This window comes from Pseudohalioglobus sediminis (assembly GCF_008370495.1).
Classification (GTDB): domain Bacteria; phylum Pseudomonadota; class Gammaproteobacteria; order Pseudomonadales; family Halieaceae; genus Halioglobus.
Window position 1 is genome coordinate 473,595 of the sequence record NZ_VTUX01000003.1, and the last position, 24,520, is coordinate 498,114.

The following is a 24,520-nucleotide window of genomic DNA, read 5'->3' on the forward strand; positions in this document are numbered from 1 at the left end:
TCGTGCTATGAACCCACGATTCGTAGCACGAGACCATGGGATATCCACCCGACCAGTGCGTGGCTTTCATGGGTGACGGAACAAGTGGTTCCAGTGGAAACACCAGAGCGGGGCGGCAAAGGATTCAGGTGTCATCATTCAACGAAGCTCGCAGCTTGGCCAGCTGCTCCCGGCCATAGGCCTGGGAACGTTCTCGTTCCTCAGTAGTTTTGGCCTTTCGGGCCTCGTCCTCGGGTCGCGGCGGGTGATGTATACGTTCCTGCCTGGCTTCAACCACTTTGATGCCAAGATTAGGCACGAACTCGCCTTGTTGGGCGGCCTTACACAGGGAGTGTAAAAAACGCAGCTCGTCATATACCGGTTTCATACCTTTTTGCTCAGACGCTAGTCGGCCCTGGAGTTCATCGAGCACCAGCTGACGATCATCAGGGTCAATCATCGCAAGATACCGATCCGCCAGGTGTTTCTGGTTCTCTGTCAGTCGCGGTGGATAAATCAGTGCTTGATCCGATGGCAGGGGTATGGGTTGATTGGATTCTGAAAATCCTTGTCTCTCATTGTTGGTATTTGGTGTAGTGGTTGTTGTAGTTGTTTTTTTATAATCACTACTACAACGACTACCGTAGTGTTCTTGTGCCCCCGCCTTTGAATTTTGGTGCTGGTCGGATTGCCCAGCTATTCTGGTTTCGGACGACTTATTCAGCTGATCGAGGCTAGCGGCATTAAATGTGAAATAGCGACCTTGTTGGTCGTGGTTTCCGCGGCTCTCTGAGAGTTGCCGAGCGGCCTGCAAGCGACGCTCGATGGCTGACTCCTGCCGGCCGAGGTATTCTCCCTGTTGAATATCCCTATCCAGACTCGCTAACACCGCCTCGGCCACTCGCCGCACCTGTGCATGGTGGTGCTCCTGGGTTTGTGTGACAAAGGCCATGTAGGCCTCATCCAGGTACAGGGCATCCGCTAGCGGCAAAGGCTCATCATGGAGGCTGTAGACATTACCGGTGAAGCGACCGCTCTTCTGCCGCACTTTGGCGCACAAGGTCAGCCAACGCGTAAGGCGAAGTATGGCTATGGCGCGCGAGACCGTAGAAGTGGAAGAAACGTTGGTTTTTGTGGCAATGGTATCGTAATCAGGAAAGGCCGTTCGCCCACCGGTCTCCCGGGCATGAAGCATGATGACCATCCATACCAGCTTGTCGACCGGCTCCAGTACCGGATCCTGGATGACCATGGCGGGTACGGCCTGATGCCAGTTACCCACAAACAACATGGTATCCGGCGACGATGGATCACTTTCCGCCCGAACTTTGGCAATGGTCGCCTTGATTAGTGCGTCGAGCGCAACGGTTTCTGGACGCAATCCGTCCTCATCATGGGCCATTCTCGGCAACCCGCTCGGCAGGTATGCAGCCGACGCTTTCACCGTACGTTTCCCAACGCTGCACCAGCGCCCACAGCGATCGCAGCCCGATACCCGTTTGTCGCTGGAGGTCGAGATAGTCCGCAGCGGCCAAGGCGCTTTTGTCTTCCGCAGTCAGGCGTTCTTGCCAGGCATACCAGAGTCTGTGGGTATCCGCTTCGTCCAGCTCGGGCGGCCTGCCTACCGCCGGCGCCAGCGTCAACAACCGGCGCCAGCGGGTGTATTCCCGCGAACTCAATCCGAACAGCTGTTGCATCATCTCCAATGGCGCGTCGGCAACCAGCAATTCACGCTGCAGATCTTCGGATTCTCGCTGATGCTGCAGGTGCTCCAGCATCGGCCAGAAGACATCCCGATTGAGAATGATCTGCAGGCAGTGCACCCGCAGCGTATCGACCCGATAGAGATCAGCCAGGCTCATTGTTTTCAGGGCATCCAGCTCTTTGGGGCCAAAATTCATCGCCCGTAGCGCTTGCTGGTCCCCCTCCGCCAGACATCGCATGGCATATAACAGAACGGCGGTGGTGAGATCCGCCTCTTTATTGGACGACATCGCCATCACCCTGGTCGGATACCCACAACTCGATGCCTCGGTCGTAGGCAAGTCGTTTGATAGCACGGTAAGCATCCATTAGTTGCAGCAAATGCTGCCACTCCGGCGGGTTTAGCTGTTGCCAGAGCTGACTGCTCAGATGACCGGGATCTGGTGTCCAGACGCTATTGAATAGCAATCCGGCATCATGGGATGCCAGTGCCTGGTGCAGCATGGAGGCCTCATCGAGATACGCCAGGACACTATCAACCGGTGCCATGGTCAACTCCGAACTCGCCGCCAACTGCCACCACAACGCAGATACCAGCGCCAGCATGTCCGCGTCGAGCGTCTCGGTCAGATCCTGAGGTGGGACACCGATCAACAAGAAGCCCAGACCTTGATCCGGGAGCTGAATAACGATCTCACGTAATCCGTGCGCTGCCGCCAGCGCCGAGGCGCAGTCCCACAGCTGATGGCGCAATGCATCTACATCCTTGCGATGGCCAGATGGATTGGCCTTCGCCATTGCGCTGGCCTCAGTCTTTGTATTCGCCTCCGCACCCCTGACGTGGTTATTAGCCACCGGTGACGAACTGTCGGAAGGCAGGTCATCGGAAATCAGCTTATCTGTGCACTGCGCCTTATCAGTTGGGTTCTCAGCTTCCAACCCACTATCCGGCCGACCTTCCCCCGGGTGGGCAGGGTTGTCGGTAAATTCGAATGGCCGGCCTGCCAGGTGGGCCTCCATCTCCAGATGAATCACCTGACGATGCTGTTCGGACTCCACGGCAATCTCATTTTCCAATGCGTCGCGCAACGGCTGGATGTCCCACTCGGGGCCATCGTGACGGCGGCATAACTCAGCAAACACACTGTCGAAAACCGTATTGTCGCTCAGTCGATGCCGAGCCCAGATCGCTTGGGCTGCACGTTCCAGGGCACGGATCTTTTCAACCTGAGGCCGCCCCAATCCAGCGGCCAAGGCTTTCGGCATCAATGGCCAGAGAATCTCAACGGCATACCCCATCTTGGAAATCATGCTGTGACTAAGGCCAAATCCCCTTTCCCGGAATATTGCTTCCAGTTGACGCTGGGACAGATTCTCTTCCGCCAGTTCTTTTTCCAGGAGAGACTTCGCTTCAAATACCGCCAAGGCTTTGTCGATGAAGGGTAAGCCCCCACGCAATTCGTTTTCGCGCAGGTGGGCAAACAATACGTTCGATTCTTGCGACCAGGGTTTGATGACGCAATCGACCCAGCGGAACCGTTCGCCTCCTGTCTCTTCAAAGAGCTCCTGCAGTATCGTCAGCCGCGTATTGCCGCCACTGTGGAGCACATATTCTGAAGACCCCGGCTCCTGTGAAAGCACCAGCGGCTGGTCCAGGCCTTCGGCCCGAATCGACGCCTTGATGCGGTCGTACTCCGGGTTCTGCTGGCGGCGGGGATTACGGGAATAATGATGGATGCGAGAGACATCCACGCGAGAAACCTCATGGGTCGATGGCGACTTGTCATTCATCGTCATTTTCCACCGTGGTCTCTTCTACTTCGGAGTCACATTCGACGCCGTAGAAAATCTCCGGATGCCTGACCATGCTCGCCCGAGGCACGGGCTTCAGCCGCCCGTCAGAGTGGTCCGCCACGATGCGGGTGTATCGCTCAATTTGCATCGCCATCAGCGGACTGGCATATCGGTGTTGGCCCGCAATCTGATACAAGTAGGAAACCGAGTCGTTGCAAGCGACAGCAACTTCCGCCCGCTCCCTTTTGGTTGCCATCTTTAAGAAATACTTTAGCTCCATGCAAACCAACATTAGCACTGTGCCTATTACCCCACAAGAATTCGTGCTAATTAAATGTTTATCATTGTGCTAAATTCTGCTAAACTACATATATGACAAGAAAGCATATTCCGATACGGCTCAAGAATCTTGAGATCCTCATTCGTGAAGCTGGTTCGGCGGCGAGCTTGGCCCGTGCTGCGGGCACCAATAGCTCCTACCTCAGCCAGGTTCGAAATCAGTTGCCTACCAAGAAAGGAACACCACGAGGCATCGGGGATGATCTGGCTGCCAAGTTAGAGACGGCCATGAACAAGCCCCAGGGCTGGATGGACGAAGATCACGATAGTGAGGAGAGCATCGCCCTGGAGCGCGATGGCCCCAGTCGCGGCAATCACCATCCGTTAATCGCATGGGACCAGGTAGGAAAAGGGCAAGAAATATCCGAGGATAAACCGCCCCCTTACAATACCCAGCTCCTAATCTGCCCGGTCAAATGTAGCGAGGAGACGTTTGTGCTGCGAGTGCGCGGCGCCAGCATGGAACCAAAGTTCCGAGAGGGGGAATTGATTTTCGTCGACCCTCAGGCACCCGCCGAGCACGGGAACTATGTCGTCGTTCGTTTTGAAGCATCCAATGAAGTGACGTTCAAGCAATTGATCGTGGAAGAAGGCAAGCAGTATCTCAAGACGCTCAACCCTGATTGGCCTAATCGCATTATTGAGGTAACTGCAGATACCGTCTTGTGCGGTGTCATCATTTTCAAGGGAGAGGCGCTTTAAGTGCGTTTAGCACAGCGGTAAGAATTTCGCGGGAAGGATCGCTTGTTTCAGTGATTAGCTCAGTGCTAATCTTTTGCGAACTCCAATCTTACGAGCTTGTGTGACCGCGATGAACGATCTTCTTGACTACAGTGTGCCGCTACCAAAATGGATACGCGGCAAAAAGCTAACAGAGCTCACCGGTTTTCGCCTGGATGCACAGAAGCACAAGCGCATACAAGGCGTTTGGTTAGAGGGCGTTCACTGGGTGAAAGCGCCGGATGGCAACATCATGTACAACTGGCGCGCAATTGATGAATGGACGGAAAGTGGCTACCACTGACAAATCGACCGGCACATCGTCAGCAAAGTCATCCAAGACAGAACTGCCTGATGGCGTACAAGTTCACGGGGCCGCGATCCGTATCGATTTTCGGTATCGAGGGGTAAGGTGCCGCGAAACTTTGAAAGGCTTGCAGGTTACCAACGCCAACATCAAATTCGCTGAAAAAAAGCGTGCAGCGATTCTATTTGAAATTGGTCGCGGTACCTTTGACTATGCCAGCCACTTCCCCGACTCCAACCGCTGCAGCCAGTTCGGCAGCAATCCCCACCGTGACCGCACCGTTGACCAGGCCCTGGACCTCTGGCTGTCCGTCAAGAAAATCCGGACCGCACAATCAACCTATGTGAACTACAAATCCAAAGTTGAAAATCACATTCGTCCTCGCTGGGGCTCGCACAAGCTCGCTTCAATCACGAAGACAGAAATAGAGAAGTGGATTGCGCTGGATCTCATCGCGCTCTCTAATAAAACCATCAACGAAATCATGATTATTCTGCGCGGCATCTTCAAAGATGCAAAAGCTGATAACGTGCGCTACGACTCTCCCCTTGATGCGATCGATAACCTGCCGCTGGGTGATCGGGAAGATCCCGACCCCTTCACCCTGACAGAAATCGAAACCATCTTATCCACCCCGACGAAACGCGTGCAGGAGATCCACATGATGGGGTTTGCGTTCTGGTCGGGACTGAGAATCTCCGAGCTGATCGCGTTGGCCTGGGAAGATATCGACCTCGAGCGTGGGACGGTCAAAGTCTGTCGTGCCAGGGTGAACGGTACCTACAAGCAGACCAAAACCAAACGCTCCACCCGGGAGGTGGAACTGATCACACCTGCAATCGAATGGCTGAAACTACAACGCCCGCTCACGGAGGGATTGGCGCCGCGTCAGCTGAAGGTCATGTCGCGCGACAACAAGAAAAGTTCTTCCGAAAAAGTTCGACCCGTCTTTCTAAACAGTAATACCAAGCGGCCACACGAATCCGACGGGACGGTGCGAAATAACTTTTGGCGCGCCCATCTAAAAAAAGCCAAGGTGCGCTATCGCGGGCCGAACAATGCGCGTCACACCTTCATCAGCCAATTGCTGACCGCCGGCATTCCAAAGGAGTGGATTATTCGCCAGGTCGGGCACACCAGCACCCGCATGATCGATGAGCACTACGGCAAGTGGATATCCGAAGATGCCGCCGGCATGGCGGCATTCGTATCGGAAAAATTAGGGGTTTCTGAGAGTTTGGTCCCAAAATGGTCCCAAACCGAGGAGGGAAGAGATCTTATTCCAATGAAATCAACCCTTTATATGGCGGAGAGCGAGGGATTCGAACCCTCGATAGGGTATTAGCCTATACACCCTTAGCAGGGGTGCGCCTTCAGCCACTCGGCCAGCTCTCCAAATTGTGTTCCCTTTCGGGGTTCCCGCTGAGCCTGCGGCTCAGTAGGGGTGCGCGTTACTCGTCGCTTTGCTCCTCGCCCTTCGGGTCGCCCTGCGGGCGCTCCCTGCGCGACCTGCTGCCGCTCCGGGTCAGCCACTCGGCCAGCTCTCCAATTTGTGTTCCCTTTCGGGGTTCCTGCTGAACCTGCGGGCTCGTCAAAAACCGCACCAGCGCAGGCGCGGCATAATACCACAATCAGAACGAAATCAAAGTCATAGAGGGAACTGAGAAGGGATTATTCAGGCTTGTCGGCAGGGTCCGGCTCTTCGCCGTCCTGAATGCGTTCGTAGATTTCTTCGCGGTGCACGGCAATATCGCGGGGCGCATTAACCCCTATGCGCACCTGGTTGCCCTTGACGCCCAGCACGGTCACGGTGATCTCATCACCGACCATAAGTGATTCGCCTACTCTGCGAGTCAGTATCAGCATTCTGTTCTCCAAAAACAGCTATTACCGCCAGGCTTGCGCGGGCTAATGATAGTTTGTGACGCGCGCGACTACGGGTCACAAGTTACTTCCGATACAGTCAGTTTAGTTAACTGATCGTCAAGGGCCAGATTAGGAAGTGTACTTTCCCATTTCCGACGCCGTGTTCACTCGCTGGTTAGGCAGCGTTTTCGTCTCGCGGTTCCCCGTCGAGCCCGAAAGATGAGTGCAGGGCGCGCACGGCGAGTTCCAGGAACTTTTCCTCGATGATAACCGATATCTTTATTTCTGACGTGGTGATCATCTGGATATTGATGCCAACTTCTGCCAATGCGGCAAACATCTGGCTGGCCACCCCGGCATGAGAACGCATACCCACGCCCACGACGGAGACCTTGGCGATCTTGCTGTCGACACGCACTTCACGGGCATTGATTTCAGTGGCCACACGCTTGAGCACGTCCTCGGCACTGGGCAGGTCGTTACGCCCCACGGTGAAGGTAAAGTCGGTAGTACCGTCTTCAGCCACGTTCTGCACGATCACATCTACTTCAATATTGGCTTCGCCGATCGGGCCGAGGATATGGTGCGCAATACCGGGCATATCCGGTACACCAAGGATGGTTAGCTTGGCCTCGTCGCGATTGAAAGCGATGCCGGCAATAGTGGGCGTTTCCATTTCCGTGTCTTCCTCAAGTGTTATCAGCGTTCCGGGGCCTTCCTCGAAACTGTGCAGCACGCGCAGTGGTACGTTGTATTTTCCGGCAAACTCAACCGCCCGGATCTGCAGCACCTTGGAACCCATGCTGGCCATTTCCAGCATCTCTTCGAAGGTAATCTTGTCCAGGCGTCGGGCACCATCCACGATGCGTGGATCGGTAGTGTAGACGCCATCCACATCGGTATAGATCTGGCACTCATCAGCCTTCAGTGCCGCCGCCAGTGCCACCGCGGTAGTATCGGAACCGCCGCGACCCAGGGTGGTGATATTGCCATGCTCGTCCACACCCTGGAAACCGGCAACCACGATAACAAAGCCGGCATCGAGATCGGCGTGCAGGCGCTGGTCGTCAATCTCCCTGATCCGGGCCTTGGTATGGGCGTCGTCAGTGAGGATACGCACCTGGCTGCCATTGTAGCTCTTGGCTTTAACGCCACGCTTGTCCAGGGCCATCGACAACAGGGCTGTGGTGACCTGCTCCCCGGTAGAGACCAGGACATCCATCTCCCTCGGTACCGGACGCTCCTGTATTTCATTGGCCAGGCCGATGAGGCGGTTGGTCTCACCAGACATCGCCGAGACCACCACCACGACATCGTGGCCCTGCTCGCGGAAGCCGGCAACTTTCTCCGCCACCTGCTCGATGCGCTCGATAGAGCCCACGGACGTGCCACCGAATTTTTGTACGATTAAACTCATGTCATCTCGCTGATGCACGCCCCGCGGGCGTGCGCCTGTTAAATACCGCTGAAAAAAGCGGCGGTATTACACACCACTTCATACCTGAATTAAAGCCCCCCGCCTTCCGCACGCTCAGCTGCGGCGGGCGCAGGTCCTCAATTCAACTGACTTGTGTCGACACCCAGTCGGGTACCGCCTTCAGCACTGCCGGCAGTGCCGCTGCATCGGTGCCGCCGCCCTGGGCCATATCCGCACGCCCACCGCCCTTGCCGCCGAGGCGGCCGGCAAATTCACGCATCAGGTCGCCGGCCTTAACGCGATCGGTAAGGTCCGCGGTGACGCCGGCTGCGAGCGCAACCTTGCCATCGTTCACTGCCGACAGCAGCACCACGCCGGAGCCGAGCTTGTTCTTGACCTGGTCCAGGGTGTCGCGCAGCGATTTGGCATCAGCGCCATCCACGTTGGCGGCCAGCACCTTGAAGCCGGCAACGTCCACCGCCTCGGCAGTGAGATCGGAACCGGCGCCGGAGGCGAGCTTCTGCTTGAGCCGGGCGATTTCTTTTTCCAGGTCACGGTTCTCAGCGCGCAGGCCGGCAACTTTTTCGGCCACGTTGTCCGCCGTACCCTTTACCACCGCGCACACGGCGGTCACCTGCGCCTGCAACGCATCGATGTGGGCCAGCGCGTTGGCACCGGTCACCGCTTCAATACGGCGCACGCCGGCCGCCACGCCCGATTCTGCAGTAATGCGCAGCAGGCCGATATCACCGGTCCGGGACACATGGGTGCCGCCGCAGAGTTCCACGGAAAAATCGTTCTCGCCCATGGAGAGCACGCGCACCTCGTCGCCATACTTCTCACCGAAAAGCGCCATGGCCCCAGCATCAATGGCCTGCTCCATGGACATCAGCCGGGTGTTGACCGGCGTGTTGGCGCGCACCTGTTCGTTGACCAGGTTTTCGATTTCCTTCAATTGCGCCTCGGTCACCGCCTCGAAGTGCGAGAAGTCAAAGCGCAGGCGCTGCGAATCGACAAGCGAACCTTTCTGTTGCACGTGCTCGCCAAGCACCTTGCGCAGGGCGGCATGCAGCAGGTGTGTGGCGGAGTGGTTGAGACGGGTACGCTGGCGCAGGGTCTGGTCCACACGCGTGTCGAGCACGTCGCCCTTGTGCACACTGCCTTCCAGCACTTTCACGTGATGCAGGTGCTGGTCGGAAGCCTTGGTGGTGTTGGTCACTTCCAGTTTTACGCCGCGGGCCGTCATGAAGCCGGTGTCGCCCACCTGGCCGCCCGACTCCCCGTAGAAAGGCGTATTGGAAAGCACCACCACGCCCTCCTCGTCCGTTTCCAGGCTGTCGACCGGGGCGCCTTCCCTGAGCAATGCGGTCACAGTACCCTCGCCGTGAAGATCCTCATAGCCGGTGAATTCGGTGTGGCCGTCCAGTTTCAGGATGTCGTTGTAATCCACCTTGAAGCTGCCGCCCTCCTGCGAGCGCGAGCGCTGCTCGGCCATCGCCGCCTCGTAGCCGGCCATATCCAGACCCAGGCCACGTTCCCGGGCAATGTCACCGGTGAGGTCTACGGGAAAACCGTAGGTGTCGTAGAGCTTGAATACCACGTCGCCGGGAATTTCATCGCCCTGCAGGCCCTGCAAGGCCTCCTCCAGAATCTGCATGCCGTTATCGAGGGTGCGGGCGAACTGCTCTTCCTCGGTAAGCAGCGCTTTTTCAATCTGCGCCTGCAGTTTCAGCAGTTCCGGGTAGGCCCCGCCCATCTCCCCGGCCAGGGTCGACACCAGCTTGTAAAAGAAGGGCTCGCTGGCGCCCAGCTTGTTGCCGTGGCGCACGGCGCGACGAATGATACGGCGCAGTACATATCCCCTGCCCTCGTTGCCCGGCAATACGCCGTCGGCGACGAGGAAAGAGCAGGAGCGGATATGGTCCGCTATCACCCGCAGCGATTTGTGCTCCAGGTCGTCAACACCAATGATGTCGGCCGCGGCCTGGATCAGTGCCTGGAACAGGTCGATCTCGTAATTGCTGTGCACGTGCTGCATCACCGCGGCGATGCGTTCCAGGCCCATGCCGGTGTCAACCGAAGGCGCAGGCAGTGGGTGCATCTCCCCGGAGGCATCGCGATTGAACTGCATGAACACCAGGTTCCAGATCTCGATATAGCGGTCGAGATCGTCATCGGCGCTGCCGGGGGGGCCGCCGGGCACATCCGGGCCGTGGTCGTAGAAAATCTCCGAGCAGGGGCCACAGGGGCCGGTATCGCCCATCTGCCAGAAGTTGTCTTCATCCAGGCGGGAAATGCGTTCCCGCGGGAAGCCGATCTCTTTGACCCAGATCTCCTCGGCCTCGTCGTCGGAGACATGGCAGGTCACCCACAGGCGTTCCGGCGGCAGGCCCAGCGTGCCGGTGAGGAAATCCCAGGCAAACTGGATCGCCTCGCGCTTGAAATAGTCGCCAAAACTGAAGTTGCCGAGCATTTCAAAGAAGGTGTGGTGCCGGGCCGTGTAGCCCACGTTTTCCAGGTCATTGTGTTTACCGCCGGCGCGCACACAGCGCTGGCTGGAAGCGGCGCGAACGTAGGGGCGAGGGTCGGCTCCCAGGAACGTGTCCTTGAACTGGTTCATGCCCGCGTTGGTAAACAGCAGCGTGGGATCATTGGCCGGCACCAGGGAACTGGAGGGAACCCGGGTGTGTCCCTGCTGCTCAAAAAAGTCCAGGAAAGCCTCGCGTATTTCTACGGTCTTCATAGTTTGTCTCGTTGTTGTGCGGGCGGGACGCTTCAGCCCGCCATGTGTCCTTCCGGGAACGCTGCGCCGGCCAGGATATGCAGGTGCAGGTGGAAGACGGTTTGCCCGGCACCTTCACCGTTATTGATAATGAGGCGAAACGCGTCCTGTACACCCAGTTGTTCAGCCACTTTACCGGCGGCCAGCAGCAAATGGCCCAGCAAGGCCTGGTCTGCATCGACTGCATCTACCAGACGGGGAATGCCGCGCTTGGGAATCACCAGCACGTGCACCGGCGCCTGCGGTGCGATGTCATTGATAGCGATACAGTGCTCGTCTTCGTAGAGCAGGTCTGCGGGAATCTCACCGGCAATGATCTTGCCGAAAATCGTGTCTGACATCGCCCTACCCCAGCTTCTCATCTGCAGTGAGCTGTCGCGCCTCGGATTCCAGCATCACCGGTATGCCGTCGCGCACCGGATAGGCCAGGCCGGAGGCCTTGCATACCAGTTCCTGTTTTTCCTCATCGTATTCCAGCGGCGCCTTGCTTACCGGGCACACCAGGATACTGAGCAACTTCTTGTCGATCATAAGCAATCGGACCCTGTTCAAAGGGCGAGCATTATACGGCTTTTTGTGCGCACCGCATATCGGGTGCGCGGCGATTGCGGCGGGGTTTGACGGCGTTGCTGCGGTGCGGTTGGACGGCGTTTCAGGGCTGGTCCGGGGCGTCCGCTTCGACAACCATTTCCGGCACCAGCAGCTGCGGGTCAACGCGCTCGTTGCGCCAGCTCATGCGCCAGTCCAGGTGCGGCCCGGTGGCCCTGCCGGTGGCCCCGACCTCGCCGATCAGCTCACCCGTGCGCACCTCCTGCCCCACATTCACGTGCAGCTTGCTCATGTGCAGGAAGGAGGAAGACAGGCCGAAACCGTGATCCAGTATGACGGTCCCGCCAGAGTAGAACAGGTCCGGCTGCGCCAGCGTCACCACGCCGGAACTGGGCGCGTACACCGGCGTACCCGTTGGCACCGCCACGTCAACACCATAGTGGGGGTTGCCCGGCTTGCCGTTGTAATAGCGCTGGCTGCCATACACCCCGGAAATCCGGCCGGTAGCCGGCCAGGCGAAGCCCGCCAGGGCATCCTGCAACAGGTCCGGACGCTGCAAGCGCTGCCCCTTGGCGGCGCGCACCAGTGCGCGCTCCCGGGCGATGCGATCGAGGTGCTCCGGTGACGGGGTAACCGTCTTTTGCGGTACGCCTTCTACCCGGGAAATGCGGTACTCGCGCTTGCGGATGGGCAGGGACTGGCGACAGGGCTGCTCACCTTCTATCACCAGTTCCGCGCTGGCCGCCGCGTCCCGGCCGAAAGCGGCGAAGAAAGTGCCATCAGCGAGTACATCCAGCGTGTTGCCGTCCAGGCTGACCGCGCTATCGGGAGTTGTTTTTCCCCAGACCAGCCCGCCCTGCACCAGGTTGCCCTGCAACGGCGGGCAATTGGCGCTGGCCGCCATCGAACCGGCCAGCACTGTGAACGCAACTATCAGGTATTTCATCAATGTCTCCGCAAAGCTTGCCGTGATCACACCACGGTCACAGCGCAACATTATCACGCGCCGTGGGGTCACCGACAACGCCTGCGGCAGGGACCAATCCATCTCACTTTGGCAAAGGCAGCGCCATAGCCATAGAATGCGCCTTATGGGACGTTACAGACCACCGCGCCGGCGCGGCTCCGCCTACATCACCCCCGAAGGTGAGGCCGCATTGCGCACAGAGCTACACCAGCTCTGGAAAGTCGAGCGCCCGCAGGTTACCCACGCGGTGCACGAAGCGGCCAAGAACGGCGACCGCTCGGAAAACGGCGACTATATATACGGCAAGAGACGCCTGCGCGAGATCGACTCGCGGGTACGTTTTCTCAATAAACGGCTGGACGAACTGGAAGTCGTCGCGCGCCCGCCTGACGACACCAGCAGGATCCGCTTTGGCGCCTGGGTCACCCTCGAGGATACTGGTGGCGAGGAGAAGCGCTGGCGCATTGTCGGCCCCGATGAGTTTGATTTGCGCGCGGGCAGACTGAGCATGGACTCCCCCATGGCCCGGGCAATGCTGGGCAAAGGGGTGGATGATGAGGTGGTAGTGCACAGTCCCGCGGGAGAGCAGGTGTTTTACATTGTCGACATCAGCTACGACTGAACCCCAACCTGCAGCGCCCGCCACGACAACCAGCCGCGGCCAGGCACACTATGCGCTGCTGGTACTGCTACTTGCCTACATCCTGTCGTTTATCGATCGCAACGTCATGGCCGTACTGATCGGCCCCATACGCGAGCAGTTCGCCATTACCGACTTCCAGTACAGCCTGCTGCATGGTTTCGCTTTTTCGATGTTCTATATCGCCCTGGGACTGCCCATCGCCCGGCTCGCCGACCACTCCAATCGCAAGTGGATCATCACCATTGGCGTATTCCTGTGGAGCCTGATGACCTGCCTTTGCGGCACGGCCAAAAACGTGCAGACGCTGTTCCTGGCGCGCATTGGCGTGGGCGTGGGGGAAGCCGCGCTGTCTCCGCCGGCGTACTCGCTGCTGGCGGATATGTTCGACCCCGAGCACCTGCCCCGCGCCATCGCGGTCTACACCCTGGGCATCACCCTGGGCGGCGGGCTGGCCTACATCATCGGCGGCGCTGTGTTCCAGCACTTCGCCGCCAGTGGGCCGGTCTCCCTGCCCCTGCTGGGAGAACTCAGCGCCTGGCAGATGACCTTCATCGCGGTCGGCGTGCCGGGTTTCCTGGTGGTCGGGCTGCTGGGCTTTGTGCACGAGCCGCGCAGCAGCGCTGCCCGTTCCATACGCAATCGGGACTGCGCCACATCCGAAAGCCCTGCTACCCCGCAGCCAGGCCTTGCCGATATCGGCAGGCAACTGCGCCAGCACTGGCGCGCCTACCTTGGCCTTATAGGTTCCATGTCCATGCTGGCTATTCTTGGCTACGGCACTATGGCCTGGTATCCGGAGTTCATGCTGCGCACCTATGCCGTCGAGCGTGCCGCTGTGGGCGGCCAGTTCGGGCTGATTTTCATTGTTGCCGGCAGCATCGGTGCCCTGGCAGGTGGGTGGAGTGTCAAGCCACTGGCGGACAGCGGACACAGTGATGCCCCCATGCGCATCATCATATTGTGTGCCCTGCTCTGGCTGCTGCCGGCCTGCCTCGGACCGCTGGCACCTTCACCCTCACTGGCGCTGGTGGCCGCTGGGCCGATCCTGTTTTTCCTCAACGCCTACTTCGGGGTCGGGATCGCCGGCGTGCAACTGATCACCCCCGAGCGCATGCGCGCCCAGGTGTCCGCGCTGATGCTGTTTTCCACTAACCTGTTCGGGCTGGCATTTGGCCCCAGCGCGGTAGCGCTGCTCACTGATTTCCTGTTCGCAGATGATGCCGCGCTGCGCTACTCGCTTGCGCTGCTGCCCGCCGTGGTCTGCCCGCTTGCCGCCGTGCTGGGCTGGCAGGGACTGGCCGGCTACCGCCGCGCACTGAACGCGACAGCGGCGGGCGCCAGGGCAACATCGTCAGCCGATAGGGACGCCTAGAAGCGATACTCCAGGCCTACTGAAGCCGTGCGCGGCTTGTTCGGACGTGCGCCATCGGGCAGGCGCGACACGATGGCGCGCTCGTCCAGCAGGTTCTCGACTTTGAGGAACACCACAGCGCTGTCGTTCATTTCATAGCGGCTGATGTAGTCCAGCACAAACAGGTCCTCACTCTGGTCACGGGCGTCGCCGCCGACGCAGCCCACACTCATGCACAGCTCGTCGATGTACTTGGCCACGGCGTAGTTGTTCCAGCCGCTGGCGGACTCGAGACCCAGGCGCAGGCTGAAGGCGTTTTCAGGAATCGAGGCCAGCTGGTCGCCCTTTTCAAAGCCTTCATCGGGGTTATCTTTACTGATCTCGGCGTCAGTGTAGGTGTACATGACGTCGAGCGGCATGGTGAACGCGCCCAGTGCAAAACTGGTGCCCGCCTGCAATTCCAGGCCGGCGATAACCGCTTCACCGGTATTGAACGAGCCCGAGGTGGAGCCGTCGGAGCAGGGGTTGGCGTTGGAGCAGTTCTCGGTCTTGTTGTCGAAGTCAGAGTAGAAGCCGACGGCCTCCACGAACCAGGCGCCGCGATAACGCACACCCGCTTCGTAGTTGACGCTGGTCTCCGGCTCCTCGAACGATTGGGCACCACCACCAAGGGGAGAGAAGCCCTTGTGCACACCACCCAGCACCTGCCAGGCATCGCTCAGGTCGTAGGTAAAGGAAGCGCCCGGCAGCCACTCGTCGTTATCGTTGCTGCGGCGGCTGTTGAGCTCATTGCGTTCCGGGTCAGCGTATTCCTTGCGCTCAGACTCCACGTCTTCCCAGCGCAGTGCCAGGTTCAGATTCAGCGCATCGGTCACCTGCCAGGCATCTACTACCCACAGGGAGGTGGCATCGGCCTTTTCCAGGCGATTGTCACTGCCGGTAGGCTGTTTGATGCCGGTGAAAACCAGTTCGCCATTCACCTGGTCGTAGTACTCAACAGGCTGGAAGCGATCCATTTCATCTTCATGAATACGACCACCGAGAGCCAGCTGATGGCTACCCAGGGCAACATCGAAATTCAGTTCAATACCCCTGGACTCGTATTCGCGGTTGTTGTGCTTGTAGGCCAGGTCCTGGAAATCTTCGCTGCCGTCGAGCACACCCTGGGCGAAGGCGTCACCGTCATTGGCAGCCTCTATCAGGCTGCCACCGCCACTGAGCTTGAACCAGTCGCGGGCAAACTCGTTGTAGTACCCGGTAGCGGTCATGTTCACGTTATCCGCCAGGCGCAGCCGGTAAACCAGGTTGTAGCCCTGATGGTCGTTGTCCATCTGGTCGGGGGCTGACAGGCCGTAGCGTCTGTCCTCATCACGGTCAAAATCGGTGTCGGTCAAACCGAGGTAGGTCTCATCCGAGGTTTCCTCTGAGTACTGGGCCTTGAAATTCAGGCTCTGCAGTTCTGTCTCCCATGCCAGCTTGACCACGTAATCCTGTATGTCATAACCGGTATCGTCACTGCTGCGATCGATTTCCTTGAAGCCGTCACTGCGGCGCTGGGCTGTTTCCACCAGGAACCCGAAGTTGCCACTGCGGGCACCGTAGTTTGCCAGCAGGTCCGCCTCTCCGTTCTGGCCATAGGCCAGTTGCAGGGCCCCGGCGCTGTCCTCGGGTATGGGGGTAGACACCAGGTTGACCACACCACCGGTAGTCTGGGGACCGTAACGCAGCAAGGATGCGCCTTTCAGCACTTCCACACTGTGCATGCGGCTCATGGTCGGGAAGTAATAAGCTGAGGGATTGGAATAGGGGGCAGGCGCGATCATCACACCGTCTTCCATCAGGGTTACCTTGGAGGAGCGCTCTGCGGTGGCGCCGCGAATACCGATATTCGGCCGCAGGCCGTAGCCGTCTTCCTCCTGTATATAGATGCCGGGCACGGTTTTGAGCAACTGGTTGATGTCCCGCGCGGCCTCAATGGATATCTGTTCGTAATCCACCACTGAGCCCGTACCCGCCAACAGGCGCGCCTGTTCCTTGTCACCGATGATGGTGACCTCTTCTATAGCGTTGGTGTTGGTGTTGGCAAAAGCCTGGGCGGTCAGTGCTGCGCCCACGGCGGCAGCCAGTATCCGTTGTTTCATGCTATCTCCGGGTGGTTGTGCAAATGATTCGCGAGGATAGTATTGCCAATCATTCTCATTTACAAGCGTAGATGGGATTAATTCTCATATACGGATTCAGCTCACCTCGGGGGATTCGGGCAAGGGGGCCTGAGAGCCGGGGAATAAAAGCTTGGCGGGTAGCGCAACCCCGGTGCAGGATTTGCGCCCGTCGCTGGCGCACAGCAGGCGCGACGATGCGAACCCGGGCGGAGTTCAGGCGCAGTTAGCGGCCGCTTGAAGGCATTCGAGGGGAGCGTGCTGTGGCTCCCCGGGGCCAGTGCCCATAAGTTGCCCACATCCGGCCTGATCACCTTCGCGAGCATACGCCGGCGCCGCAGTTTGCACTGCGGGCCGGCTCAATACATGCAGCTAGCCGCCGGGCGTATAACCGTCCACGGTGCAGGGCAGGCTGGGGTCGCAGGTATCGACGAAGCGCCCTACCCCGTCCGGCATCAGGAAGAAGTGTTTCTGCTCCTGGGCGACAGGGTCCTTGCGCGGCCGGCTGTGCGGATCCTCGCCAAAGTCCGGCTCAAACGGAGGCGTATTGGTGATGGGCGGCGCCGCAGAACCGCCATTTTCAGCACCGCCGCCAACCGGGCCATTATCCCAGATCGAGATAGCCGAACCGCGATAGACACCGGCAGGCACCGGTTCCAGGTCGACATACGGGTTGCTGTCCGGGTGACGCCCAGGCTCCGTTGCCGGCACCCGCAGGCGCGCGCCAATGGCCCGGGCCATGGACTCCGCTGCCCACATGCTCACCTGGTGATCGCCAAAGGCCACCTGCAGTAACACTGCATGGGAGGGCGTATTGGGCAGCGTATTGTTCTCGATGTGGTAGACATAACCGCTGGACTCGGCGCGGTCCCACAGCATCTGCGCGAAGGAAAGCAGGAAGCCCTGGTCCTTGATACTGGGATAGCCGCCACCGCCGTCGCCGGTGCTACTGCCGCTGAAGAAGGGCTTGTAGATATCGAAGTCGATGCTGCGCCGCAACAGGAAACTGTAGGCCATGCCCGGCACCCCGAGTACACCCCGGGTTACATCCTGGATAACACCCATCAGTGCGCCGCCGAGAATACCGCCCTGGCTGTTGCCGTCGTAATAGACCACGGAATTGTCGAACACCGGCACGCCGGCTGACTGGAACGCCTCGTGCGCGGCGAAACCGGCCTCGTGCTTGAGCAGCCGGCCCAGGAACATGAAGTTGAGCATGCCCTGCTGCTGGCGGTCGAAGAATGCGGGTATCAGGCTGAAGTCCTGCAGTACCTGGATAGCGAAGCCTGCGTCCTCGCTGGCAAAGCCGCTCCAGTCGGTGGCGCAGAACATCATCCGGTAATCATCCGCCATGATGTCCACATTGTTGCCAGTGCCGCCCTGCACTTCCCCGGCGCTGCCGAGCAGGCCGTGACCGTAGAGCGAGGGGCGCGCCTGCGCCTTGGGCGGCTGGCTGAAGTCCTCGCTCACCGAGCGCGGAATGCGGCAGAAAAACCTGGCCGTAAACAGGTTGTCGCCACCGAGGCGATCGGGCAGACCGTCATCGGGCTCGGCATAGTAGAAGTTGGAGCCCGGGCCACCCTCGTCGGAGTCGAGAAAGTTGGGTACCGAGAAGGTGCCGGCCACTTCCCGGCTGATTTGCTCGTCCTCTCCTTCCTGGCAGCCGTCGTCGCCACAGGGCGCAAATTCATTTACCTCGGTAACCTCGAACATGGGCGCGGATCCGCCGAGATCAGCAAAAGCCTCATCGCGAATGTGCAGCAGGCGCTCGGTGATATTCTCCACCGATGCGATATTGAAATCCCAGGCCAGGTAGAGCGCATCCCGGTCAATGCCGGCATCGGCCAGGGTGTCAAAGATGTCCTCCATGGCCGCGCGGCGATCCTCAATGGCATCGTTATCCGTCAAGGTGCCGTCACGGTAGGCACGAAACACCTCCGGCGCCTCGATCAGTTCACCGTCCCCGTCACGCAGGTTGCGCAGCGCAACGATATAGTGCCCACCGCGATCAAACTGCTGCATCGGGCGAATGAGTAAAGCCTGTTCGGCGGGGTCGTCCGTATTGGCGTCCAGTTCGGCGAAGATCAGGTGCCGCTCGCCAGTATCGGCATTGATTACCACGATGGGCGCATCCGGGTCGCGGGACGTGGCCAGGTCAGTAATCGCCGTGGCGCCGGTTTGCGCCAGGTCAATTCCGGGCACCTGCAGCATCACCAGTTGCGAAGGCGAAAACCCGTCATTGCGATTCCACTGCGTCGGGTCGACATGCACGCCCTGCTTGTTGGCAGGCAGCGACTCGGCGACCAGGTTGACCCGCAGGCCGGTGCGGGTGGATTCATCCGCTACGGTGAACGCGCTGCTCGGCCAGGGAAACATGCAGTTGACGGCATCGAGTATTTCGCAGCGCTCGGCATTGGGGGTTTCAATGCTGATCAGCGGCGGCGATGACGGCCTGTCGCTGCTGTCGGAGCAGGCACTGAGCGCTGCCACCAGTAACGGCACGAACCATAAACGACTGCATGGGTGAGGTAATGTCATGAGAAAACTCCGTTTTTATTGTCTGCTACAGTCTAGCCGAAAAATAGTAAGCCATCGCCGCTGTGGGCGGCATGATCAACATCAACCCCTTTGCGCTAAAGCCGCAGCGCGGCGATGCGCTCCCGCAGGGCCGGCAACACCCGCTGTTCAAACCACGGATTGCGCCGCAACCACAGTGTGTTGCGCGGCGAGGGATGTGGCAGGGGGAAATACCGCGGGCCAAACTCCTGCCAGCGCCTGACACGTTCGGTCAGCGTTTCCCGCGGCGCGTCCAGGTAGTATTGCTGGGCGTAATTGCCGACCAGCAGCACCAGCTCCAGCCCCGGCATATGGTGCAGCAGTTGCGCATGCCACAGGCGAGCACACTCCGGCCGCGGCGGCAGGTCTCCCGACTTGCCTTTGCCCGGGTAGCAGAAGCCCATCGGCACAATCGCAATGCGACTGGCATCGTAGAACACCTCGGGCCTCAGTTGCAGCCAGCTCCGCAGGCGGTCGCCACTGGGATCGTTCCAGGGGATGCCCGTGGCATGCACGCGGGTACCCGGCGCCTGCCCCACAATCAGCAGCCGTGCGGTGACACTGGCGCGCAATACCGGGTTGGCACCGAGCGGTAGCGCGGGCTCACAGTGACGACAGTCCCTGACCCTGGCCAACAGGTCGTCCAAAGTGCCGTCTGGTGCGTATTGTTCAGGCATAGCGTAAGAATTCGGGGCATACACAGTTTATTGGCTATGGGCTTTTAGGCTGGTACTATCGCGCCCGTCTACGACGCCCACTTGCAACCCCACTGCGTTAGCCGGAGCACTTATGAGCCGTCCGTCCCTTTTTGAGCTGGAAAACCACTCGGACTTCATCCAACGCCATATCGGTCCCACTGTCAAACAGCAGGAAGAAATGGCACGCACACTGGGGTATGACAGCCTCGATGCGCTCATAGACGACACGGTGCCGGCAGCGATTCGCCGGCAGGCCCCAATGGACCTGCCCGCGGCCCAGACCGAGCAGGCCGTGCTGGGCCACCTGCGGTCACTGGCACAGCAGAACGTGGTCAATAAATCCTATATCGGTACCGGCTACCATGACACCTATACCCCTGCCGTCATCCAGCGCAATGTGCTGGAGAATCCAGGCTGGTATACCGCCTACACACCCTACCAGCCGGAGATATCACAGGGCCGCCTGGAAGCGCTGCTGAGCTTCCAGCAGATGGTCATCGACCTGACCGGCATGGATCTGGCCAACGCCTCCATGCTCGATGAAGGCACCGCCGCGGCGGAGGCCATGACGCTGCTGCACCGGGTCAACAAGAAGAACCGTAGCAACGTGTTCATCGTGGCCGAGGACTGCCACCCGCAAACCATCGCGGTGGTCAAAACCCGCGCGGGCGTGCTCGGCATAGAGGTCGTGGTAGGCGAGCCCAATGCGCTGCTGGCAGAGCACCAGGCCTTCGGCATGCTGCTGCAATATCCCGGCACCTATGGCCATCTTGAGGATTTATCGCCGCTTATCGAACAGGCGCACTCGGCACAGACGCTGGTCACGGTAGCCGCCGATATCATGGCCCTGCTGATGGTGAAGTCGCCGGGCGCGCTCGGCGCCGACGTGGTGGTGGGCAACACCCAGCGCTTTGGCGTACCCATGGGCTTCGGTGGGCCGCATGCCGCATTCTTCGCCACCCGTGATGCCTACAAGCGCTCCATACCCGGGCGTATTATCGGCGTGTCCGTGGATCGCCGGGGCAACCAGGCCCTGCGCATGGCCATGCAGACCCGGGAACAGCACATCCGCCGCGAGAAAGCCACCAGCAACATCTGCACGGCCCAGGCCCTGCTGGCGATCATGGCGACGTTCTATGCCATGTATCACGGGCCCGAGGGGCTGCGCCGGATCGCTGAGCGCATCCACCGCCTCACTGCGATCTTTGGTGCCGGCATGCGGGAGATGGGCCTGGCCGCAGAGAACGCCCAGTTCTTCGACACCCTCACCTTCCACGTGGGTGAACGCCAGCAGGCCATTGTCGAAGCCGCACTACGACATGGTATAAACCTTCGCGTCATCGGCGGCGAACGCCTGGGCGTAGCGCTGGATGAGACCACCTCGGCTGCGGATGTAGAAACCCTGTGGCAGGTGTTTGCCGACGGCGACCTGCCGGATGTGAGCGCACTGGACAAGGCGATCGACGGCGAACCGGGGATACCTGGCGAGCTGTCCAGGCACATGGACTACCTCCAGCACCCCCTGTTCAATGATTACCACTCAGAAACCGAGATGCTGCGCTACATGCGCTACCTGGAAGACAAGGACATTGCCCTCAACCGGGCCATGATTCCGCTGGGCAGTTGCACCATGAAGCTCAACGCCACCACCGAGATGCTGCCGGTGACCTGGCCCGAATTTGCCGGCCTGCACCCCTTTGCACCTGCAGACCAGACCCGCGGCTACCAGGCCATGATCGGCGAACTGGAACACATGCTGTTGCAGGCCACCGGCTACGACGCCATTTCCATGCAGCCCAACGCGGGCTCGCAGGGCGAGTACGCGGGCCTGCTGGCGATCATGCGTTACCACCAGAGCCGTGGCGACGCGCAACGCAATATCTGCCTGATACCCTCGTCAGCCCACGGCACCAACCCCGCATCTGCGGCGCTCGCCGGCATGAAGGTGGTGATCGTCGAATGTGACGACCAGGGCAATGTGGACATGGATGACCTGCGCCTCAAGGCCGGGCGCCACACCGACGACCTGGCCTGCATCATGGTCACCTACCCGTCCACTCACGGTGTGTTCGAAGAGTCCATTATCGAACTGTGCGCAATCGTGCACCAGCACGGCGGCCAGGTCTACGTGGACGGCGCCAACCTGAATGCACTGGTGGGTATAGCCGCGCCGGGCAAGTTCGGCGCTGACGTATCGCACCTCAACCTGCACAAGACCTTCTGCATCCCCCACGGTGGCGGTGGTCCCGGTATGGGCCCGATCGGCGTGGGCGCGCACCTGCAACCGTTCCTGCCCAGCCACCCGGTGGCCCCCGTACCGGGTGTGGACGCGGGCAATGATGTGGTCTCTGCCGCCCCGTATGGCAGCGCCTCGATACTGCCCATCTCCTGGGCCTACATCGCCCTGATGGGCGCACAGGGCCTCGAACTGGCCACCAAAGTGGCCATCCTCAACGCCAACTACATCGCCCACCGGCTGAAAGACCACTACCCGATCCTGTACACCGGCACCACTGGCAACGTGGCCCACGAGTGCATCATTGACATCCGCCCGCTCAAGGAAGCGTCCGGCGTCACCGAAGAAGACATTGCCAAGCGACTTATCGATTACGGCTTCCACGCCCCCACCATGAGCTTCCCGGTAGCCGGCACGCTGATGGTGGAGCCTACCGAGTCGGAGTCACTGTTTGAACTGGACCGTTTCTGCGACGCGCTGATTGCGATCAGGCAGGAAATTGAGGCCGTACAGGCCGGTAAGCTGGATGCCGGGGACAACCCCTTGTGCAACGCGCCCCACACCCTGGCGGATGTGGCGGCAAGCACCTGGGAGCACCCCTACTCGAGGGAACTGGCTGCTTACCCGGTGGCGTCACTGCGGCGCTACAAGTACTGGCCTCCGGTCAATCGGGTGGACAACGTTTACGGTGACCGCAACCTGTTCTGCGCCTGCCCGGCGATCGACAGCTACAGGGAAGAAGCCTGAGGCGGAGAACGCGGCCCCGGCTGCAGCGGCGCGGGTCCGTCCCTCAGCACCCTGAACCTAAAGCTGTGCCGGTCAGTTCACCACCAGCACATCGGCTGCGGTATGGTCGAGTATTTTTTCTGAGGTATTGCCAACCACGCTGCCCTTGATGCCGCTGCGCCCCACTGTGCCGATGATAATCAGGTCCACGGCGATGTCGTCTGCCAGCTGGCTGATCACCGGCGCCGCGGAACCCTTGATCACGTGGGCGTGTTCCAGTGGCGCACCGCAGATCCTGGCCAGTTCAGCCTGCTCCAGCGGGTGGTTACTGTCGTGGTAGGCGCTGACGAAGTGCGCATCCGAGCCGTAGGCATCGGTAAAGTTCTGCGCAAAACTGATGATCAGGTTGTTGAGTTTCCTGTGCGCTGCATCAGTGGCCTCGGCATTGACCGCCGCCAGTACGCGGCGATGACTCCAGTCACGCCTGTCTTTCACTAGCAAAACCGGGCACGAGGCCAGCCGCAACAGGGTAAAATCCGAGGTCGGGCGCATCGCGCGCTGCACATCGCGGTGCTCGAAGGAATTCTTGAATATCATGGATGCACCACAGCGTGCCGCCGCGCGCACCGCCGCCTCGCTCCAGGCATCATCCCATTCGAGCTCTTCCACCGCCTCGATACCTGCGTCCTGGCAGCGCAGCAGGAATCCCCTGAGCATATCCGCTACCCGCTGTTCGCAGGCCTCCCTGTCGTCGCCGGCGAGCGCGCTGGTCAGGCAGGCATAGAGATGCAAGCGGGTGCCGGTCATCTTCGCGGATTGCAGGCCGCGCTCGAACGCAGCCTGTTCTTCAGTGGTAGGGTCCAGGAGGACAAAGATCTTGTTGAGCACCATGCGCGTCGGTTCCCGCCAGTGAGCAGTTCATTATTTCGGGTAATGATGACCGCAGAGCTGGTGTCATGAGTTGACGCGGGTCAAGGTTTAGTCAGCTGGCGCGCGACCGCCCCGCCGACTCCGCCGCAGTCTGCGAAAACAGACCGCAGCGGCGTTTCAGTCCTGCAGCCCGAGCACGCCCCGGGCGTACGCCAGGGCAGACAAGGCGTCAACGCGCACGCTGTAGGCCTCGAGAAACAGCTTGCCGACGACCCGGCCCCCGGGATCGATCACGATGGCGCCCGGATGCGGAATCCCATAAGCATCGTCTCCCGGCTGGTAGGACTCGTTGAGAATACCCAGGGTCTTGAAACTGAGTGCGTCAACGTCGTGCAGTATCGGGTACTGGATATCCCATTTGTCGATGAAGGCCTGCTGCAGCGCCGGGGCGTCATAGGTGATCGCGACCACACCAATCCCGGCCTCGTCGTAAGCCGCCTTGTGCTGCTGCAGTTCAATCATCTGCTTCATACAGTAGGGGCACCAGTCGGCCGAGCGCGTGGCTACCAGCATGGTTCCGTTTAAGCCTGCAAATTCTTGCAAGCCCCGCACGGGCCGCCCCTGCCAGGTTGCATTGACGCCGGGAAACGTCGAGCCCAGCTGTGGGCCCGGGTCAAAGTCGTCCTCGTCAGCGGTGACAAACATATCTTTGGTGAGCGCATCATAGGCCGCCTGCTTCGCCGGCTCGCGAAAGAGCAGTAACAATACGGCCGCCGCCAGCAACAGAAACAGGACAACGACAAGGGCTTTCTTCATTACAACGGTCTCAGTCAGGTTAGACGGGGTGGCGACATCCA

At 60.0% G+C, this 24,520-nt stretch carries 21 protein-coding genes and 1 tRNA gene; 6 read left to right on the forward strand and 16 right to left on the reverse strand.

What is annotated here, in order from left to right; genetic code table 11:
- Window positions 1-124: 124 nt before the first annotated feature.
- The 4 genes from F0M18_RS08760 to F0M18_RS20110 are packed head-to-tail and all read right to left on the reverse strand — an operon-like array spanning window position 125 to window position 3,625.
- Window positions 125-1,381 (reverse strand): STY4528 family pathogenicity island replication protein, encoded by a 1,257-nt coding sequence (locus F0M18_RS08760; RefSeq protein ID WP_149611019.1) that lies wholly within the window; start codon window positions 1,379-1,381, stop codon window positions 125-127.
- Window positions 1,371-1,973, reverse strand: a complete 603-nt coding sequence (locus F0M18_RS08765; RefSeq protein ID WP_149611020.1) for a DUF2857 domain-containing protein — start codon at window positions 1,971-1,973, stop codon at window positions 1,371-1,373. The genes F0M18_RS08760 and F0M18_RS08765 overlap by 11 nt, the downstream gene beginning before the upstream one ends.
- Window positions 1,960-3,474 (reverse strand): ParB family protein, encoded by a 1,515-nt coding sequence (locus tag F0M18_RS08770; protein ID WP_262500887.1) that lies wholly within the window; start codon window positions 3,472-3,474, stop codon window positions 1,960-1,962. The genes F0M18_RS08765 and F0M18_RS08770 overlap by 14 nt, the downstream gene beginning before the upstream one ends.
- Window positions 3,467-3,625, reverse strand: a complete 159-nt coding sequence (locus F0M18_RS20110; RefSeq protein WP_262500888.1) for a hypothetical protein — start codon at window positions 3,623-3,625, stop codon at window positions 3,467-3,469. The genes F0M18_RS08770 and F0M18_RS20110 overlap by 8 nt, the downstream gene beginning before the upstream one ends.
- A gap of 224 nt (window positions 3,626-3,849) precedes the next feature.
- On the opposite strand from F0M18_RS20110, the gene F0M18_RS08780 reads away from it, so the two are divergent.
- The 3 genes from F0M18_RS08780 (at window position 3,850) to F0M18_RS08790 (ending at window position 6,188) form a co-directional block, all read left to right on the forward strand.
- A complete protein-coding gene (locus F0M18_RS08780) occupies window positions 3,850-4,518 on the forward strand; it encodes a S24 family peptidase (protein ID WP_149611023.1) in 669 nt (222 codons plus the stop codon).
- Window positions 4,519-4,627: 109 nt separating this feature from the next.
- Window positions 4,628-4,840, forward strand: a complete 213-nt coding sequence (gene xisR / locus F0M18_RS08785; RefSeq protein WP_149611024.1) for an excisionase family protein — start codon at window positions 4,628-4,630, stop codon at window positions 4,838-4,840.
- On the forward strand, window positions 4,827-6,188 hold the full coding sequence (locus tag F0M18_RS08790; protein ID WP_188109657.1) for a site-specific integrase: 1,362 nt from the start codon (window positions 4,827-4,829) through the stop codon (window positions 6,186-6,188). The genes xisR and F0M18_RS08790 overlap by 14 nt, the downstream gene beginning before the upstream one ends.
- On the opposite strand, the gene F0M18_RS08795 is transcribed toward F0M18_RS08790, so the two are convergent.
- The 7 genes from F0M18_RS08795 to F0M18_RS08825 form a co-directional block, all read right to left on the reverse strand.
- Window positions 6,148-6,238 (reverse strand) — tRNA-Ser (locus tag F0M18_RS08795). The two genes, F0M18_RS08790 and F0M18_RS08795, sit on opposite strands and share 41 nt — an antisense overlap.
- A 276-nt stretch (window positions 6,239-6,514) precedes the next feature.
- On the reverse strand, window positions 6,515-6,709 hold the full coding sequence (gene csrA / locus F0M18_RS08800; RefSeq protein ID WP_149611026.1) for a carbon storage regulator CsrA: 195 nt from the start codon (window positions 6,707-6,709) through the stop codon (window positions 6,515-6,517).
- Window positions 6,710-6,884: 175 nt separating this feature from the next.
- Window positions 6,885-8,126, reverse strand: a complete 1,242-nt coding sequence (locus F0M18_RS08805; RefSeq protein ID WP_149611027.1) for an aspartate kinase — start codon at window positions 8,124-8,126, stop codon at window positions 6,885-6,887.
- Window positions 8,127-8,268: 142 nt separating this feature from the next.
- On the reverse strand, window positions 8,269-10,869 hold the full coding sequence (gene alaS, locus F0M18_RS08810) for an alanine--tRNA ligase (protein WP_149611028.1): 2,601 nt from the start codon (window positions 10,867-10,869) through the stop codon (window positions 8,269-8,271).
- A gap of 32 nt (window positions 10,870-10,901) precedes the next feature.
- Window positions 10,902-11,249: a histidine triad nucleotide-binding protein gene (locus F0M18_RS08815; protein WP_149611029.1), complete on the reverse strand. Its 348-nt coding sequence runs from the start codon at window positions 11,247-11,249 to the stop codon at window positions 10,902-10,904.
- Window positions 11,250-11,253: 4 nt separating this feature from the next.
- A complete protein-coding gene (locus tag F0M18_RS08820; RefSeq protein WP_135445632.1) occupies window positions 11,254-11,439 on the reverse strand; it encodes a Trm112 family protein in 186 nt (61 codons plus the stop codon).
- Between the two features lie 121 nt (window positions 11,440-11,560).
- Window positions 11,561-12,403, reverse strand: coding sequence for a M23 family metallopeptidase (locus F0M18_RS08825; protein ID WP_149611030.1), 843 nt, complete (start codon window positions 12,401-12,403; stop codon window positions 11,561-11,563).
- A gap of 145 nt (window positions 12,404-12,548) precedes the next feature.
- Between F0M18_RS08825 and greB the strand changes: the two genes are divergently transcribed.
- Window positions 12,549-13,046, forward strand: coding sequence for a transcription elongation factor GreB (gene greB, locus F0M18_RS08830; RefSeq protein ID WP_149611031.1), 498 nt, complete (start codon window positions 12,549-12,551; stop codon window positions 13,044-13,046).
- Window positions 13,024-14,439 (forward strand): spinster family MFS transporter, encoded by a 1,416-nt coding sequence (locus F0M18_RS08835; protein WP_149611032.1) that lies wholly within the window; start codon window positions 13,024-13,026, stop codon window positions 14,437-14,439. The genes greB and F0M18_RS08835 overlap by 23 nt, the downstream gene beginning before the upstream one ends.
- On the opposite strand, the gene F0M18_RS08840 is transcribed toward F0M18_RS08835, so the two are convergent.
- The 3 genes from F0M18_RS08840 to F0M18_RS08850 form a co-directional block, all read right to left on the reverse strand.
- On the reverse strand, window positions 14,436-16,559 hold the full coding sequence (locus tag F0M18_RS08840; RefSeq protein ID WP_149611033.1) for a TonB-dependent receptor family protein: 2,124 nt from the start codon (window positions 16,557-16,559) through the stop codon (window positions 14,436-14,438). The genes F0M18_RS08835 and F0M18_RS08840 overlap by 4 nt on opposite strands.
- Window positions 16,560-16,949: 390 nt before the next feature.
- Entirely contained in the window at window positions 16,950-19,115 is a 2,166-nt protein-coding gene (locus tag F0M18_RS08845) for a hypothetical protein (protein WP_149611034.1), read from the reverse strand.
- Window positions 19,116-19,210: 95 nt separating this feature from the next.
- A complete protein-coding gene (locus tag F0M18_RS08850) occupies window positions 19,211-19,810 on the reverse strand; it encodes a uracil-DNA glycosylase family protein (protein ID WP_149611035.1) in 600 nt (199 codons plus the stop codon).
- 112 nt (window positions 19,811-19,922) lie between these two features.
- Between F0M18_RS08850 and gcvP the strand changes: the two genes are divergently transcribed.
- Window positions 19,923-22,814 (forward strand): aminomethyl-transferring glycine dehydrogenase, encoded by a 2,892-nt coding sequence (gene gcvP, locus F0M18_RS08855; protein ID WP_149611036.1) that lies wholly within the window; start codon window positions 19,923-19,925, stop codon window positions 22,812-22,814.
- A gap of 72 nt (window positions 22,815-22,886) precedes the next feature.
- Here gcvP and F0M18_RS08860 read toward each other — a convergent pair whose 3' ends face one another.
- Window positions 22,887-23,684, reverse strand: coding sequence for a universal stress protein (locus F0M18_RS08860; protein WP_149611037.1), 798 nt, complete (start codon window positions 23,682-23,684; stop codon window positions 22,887-22,889).
- A 156-nt stretch (window positions 23,685-23,840) separates the two neighbouring features.
- Window positions 23,841-24,479 carry a peroxiredoxin family protein gene (locus tag F0M18_RS08865; protein ID WP_149611038.1) on the reverse strand — a complete coding sequence of 213 codons (639 nt, stop codon included), beginning with the start codon at window positions 24,477-24,479 and terminating at the stop codon, window positions 23,841-23,843.
- Window positions 24,480-24,520: the final 41 nt, after the last annotated feature.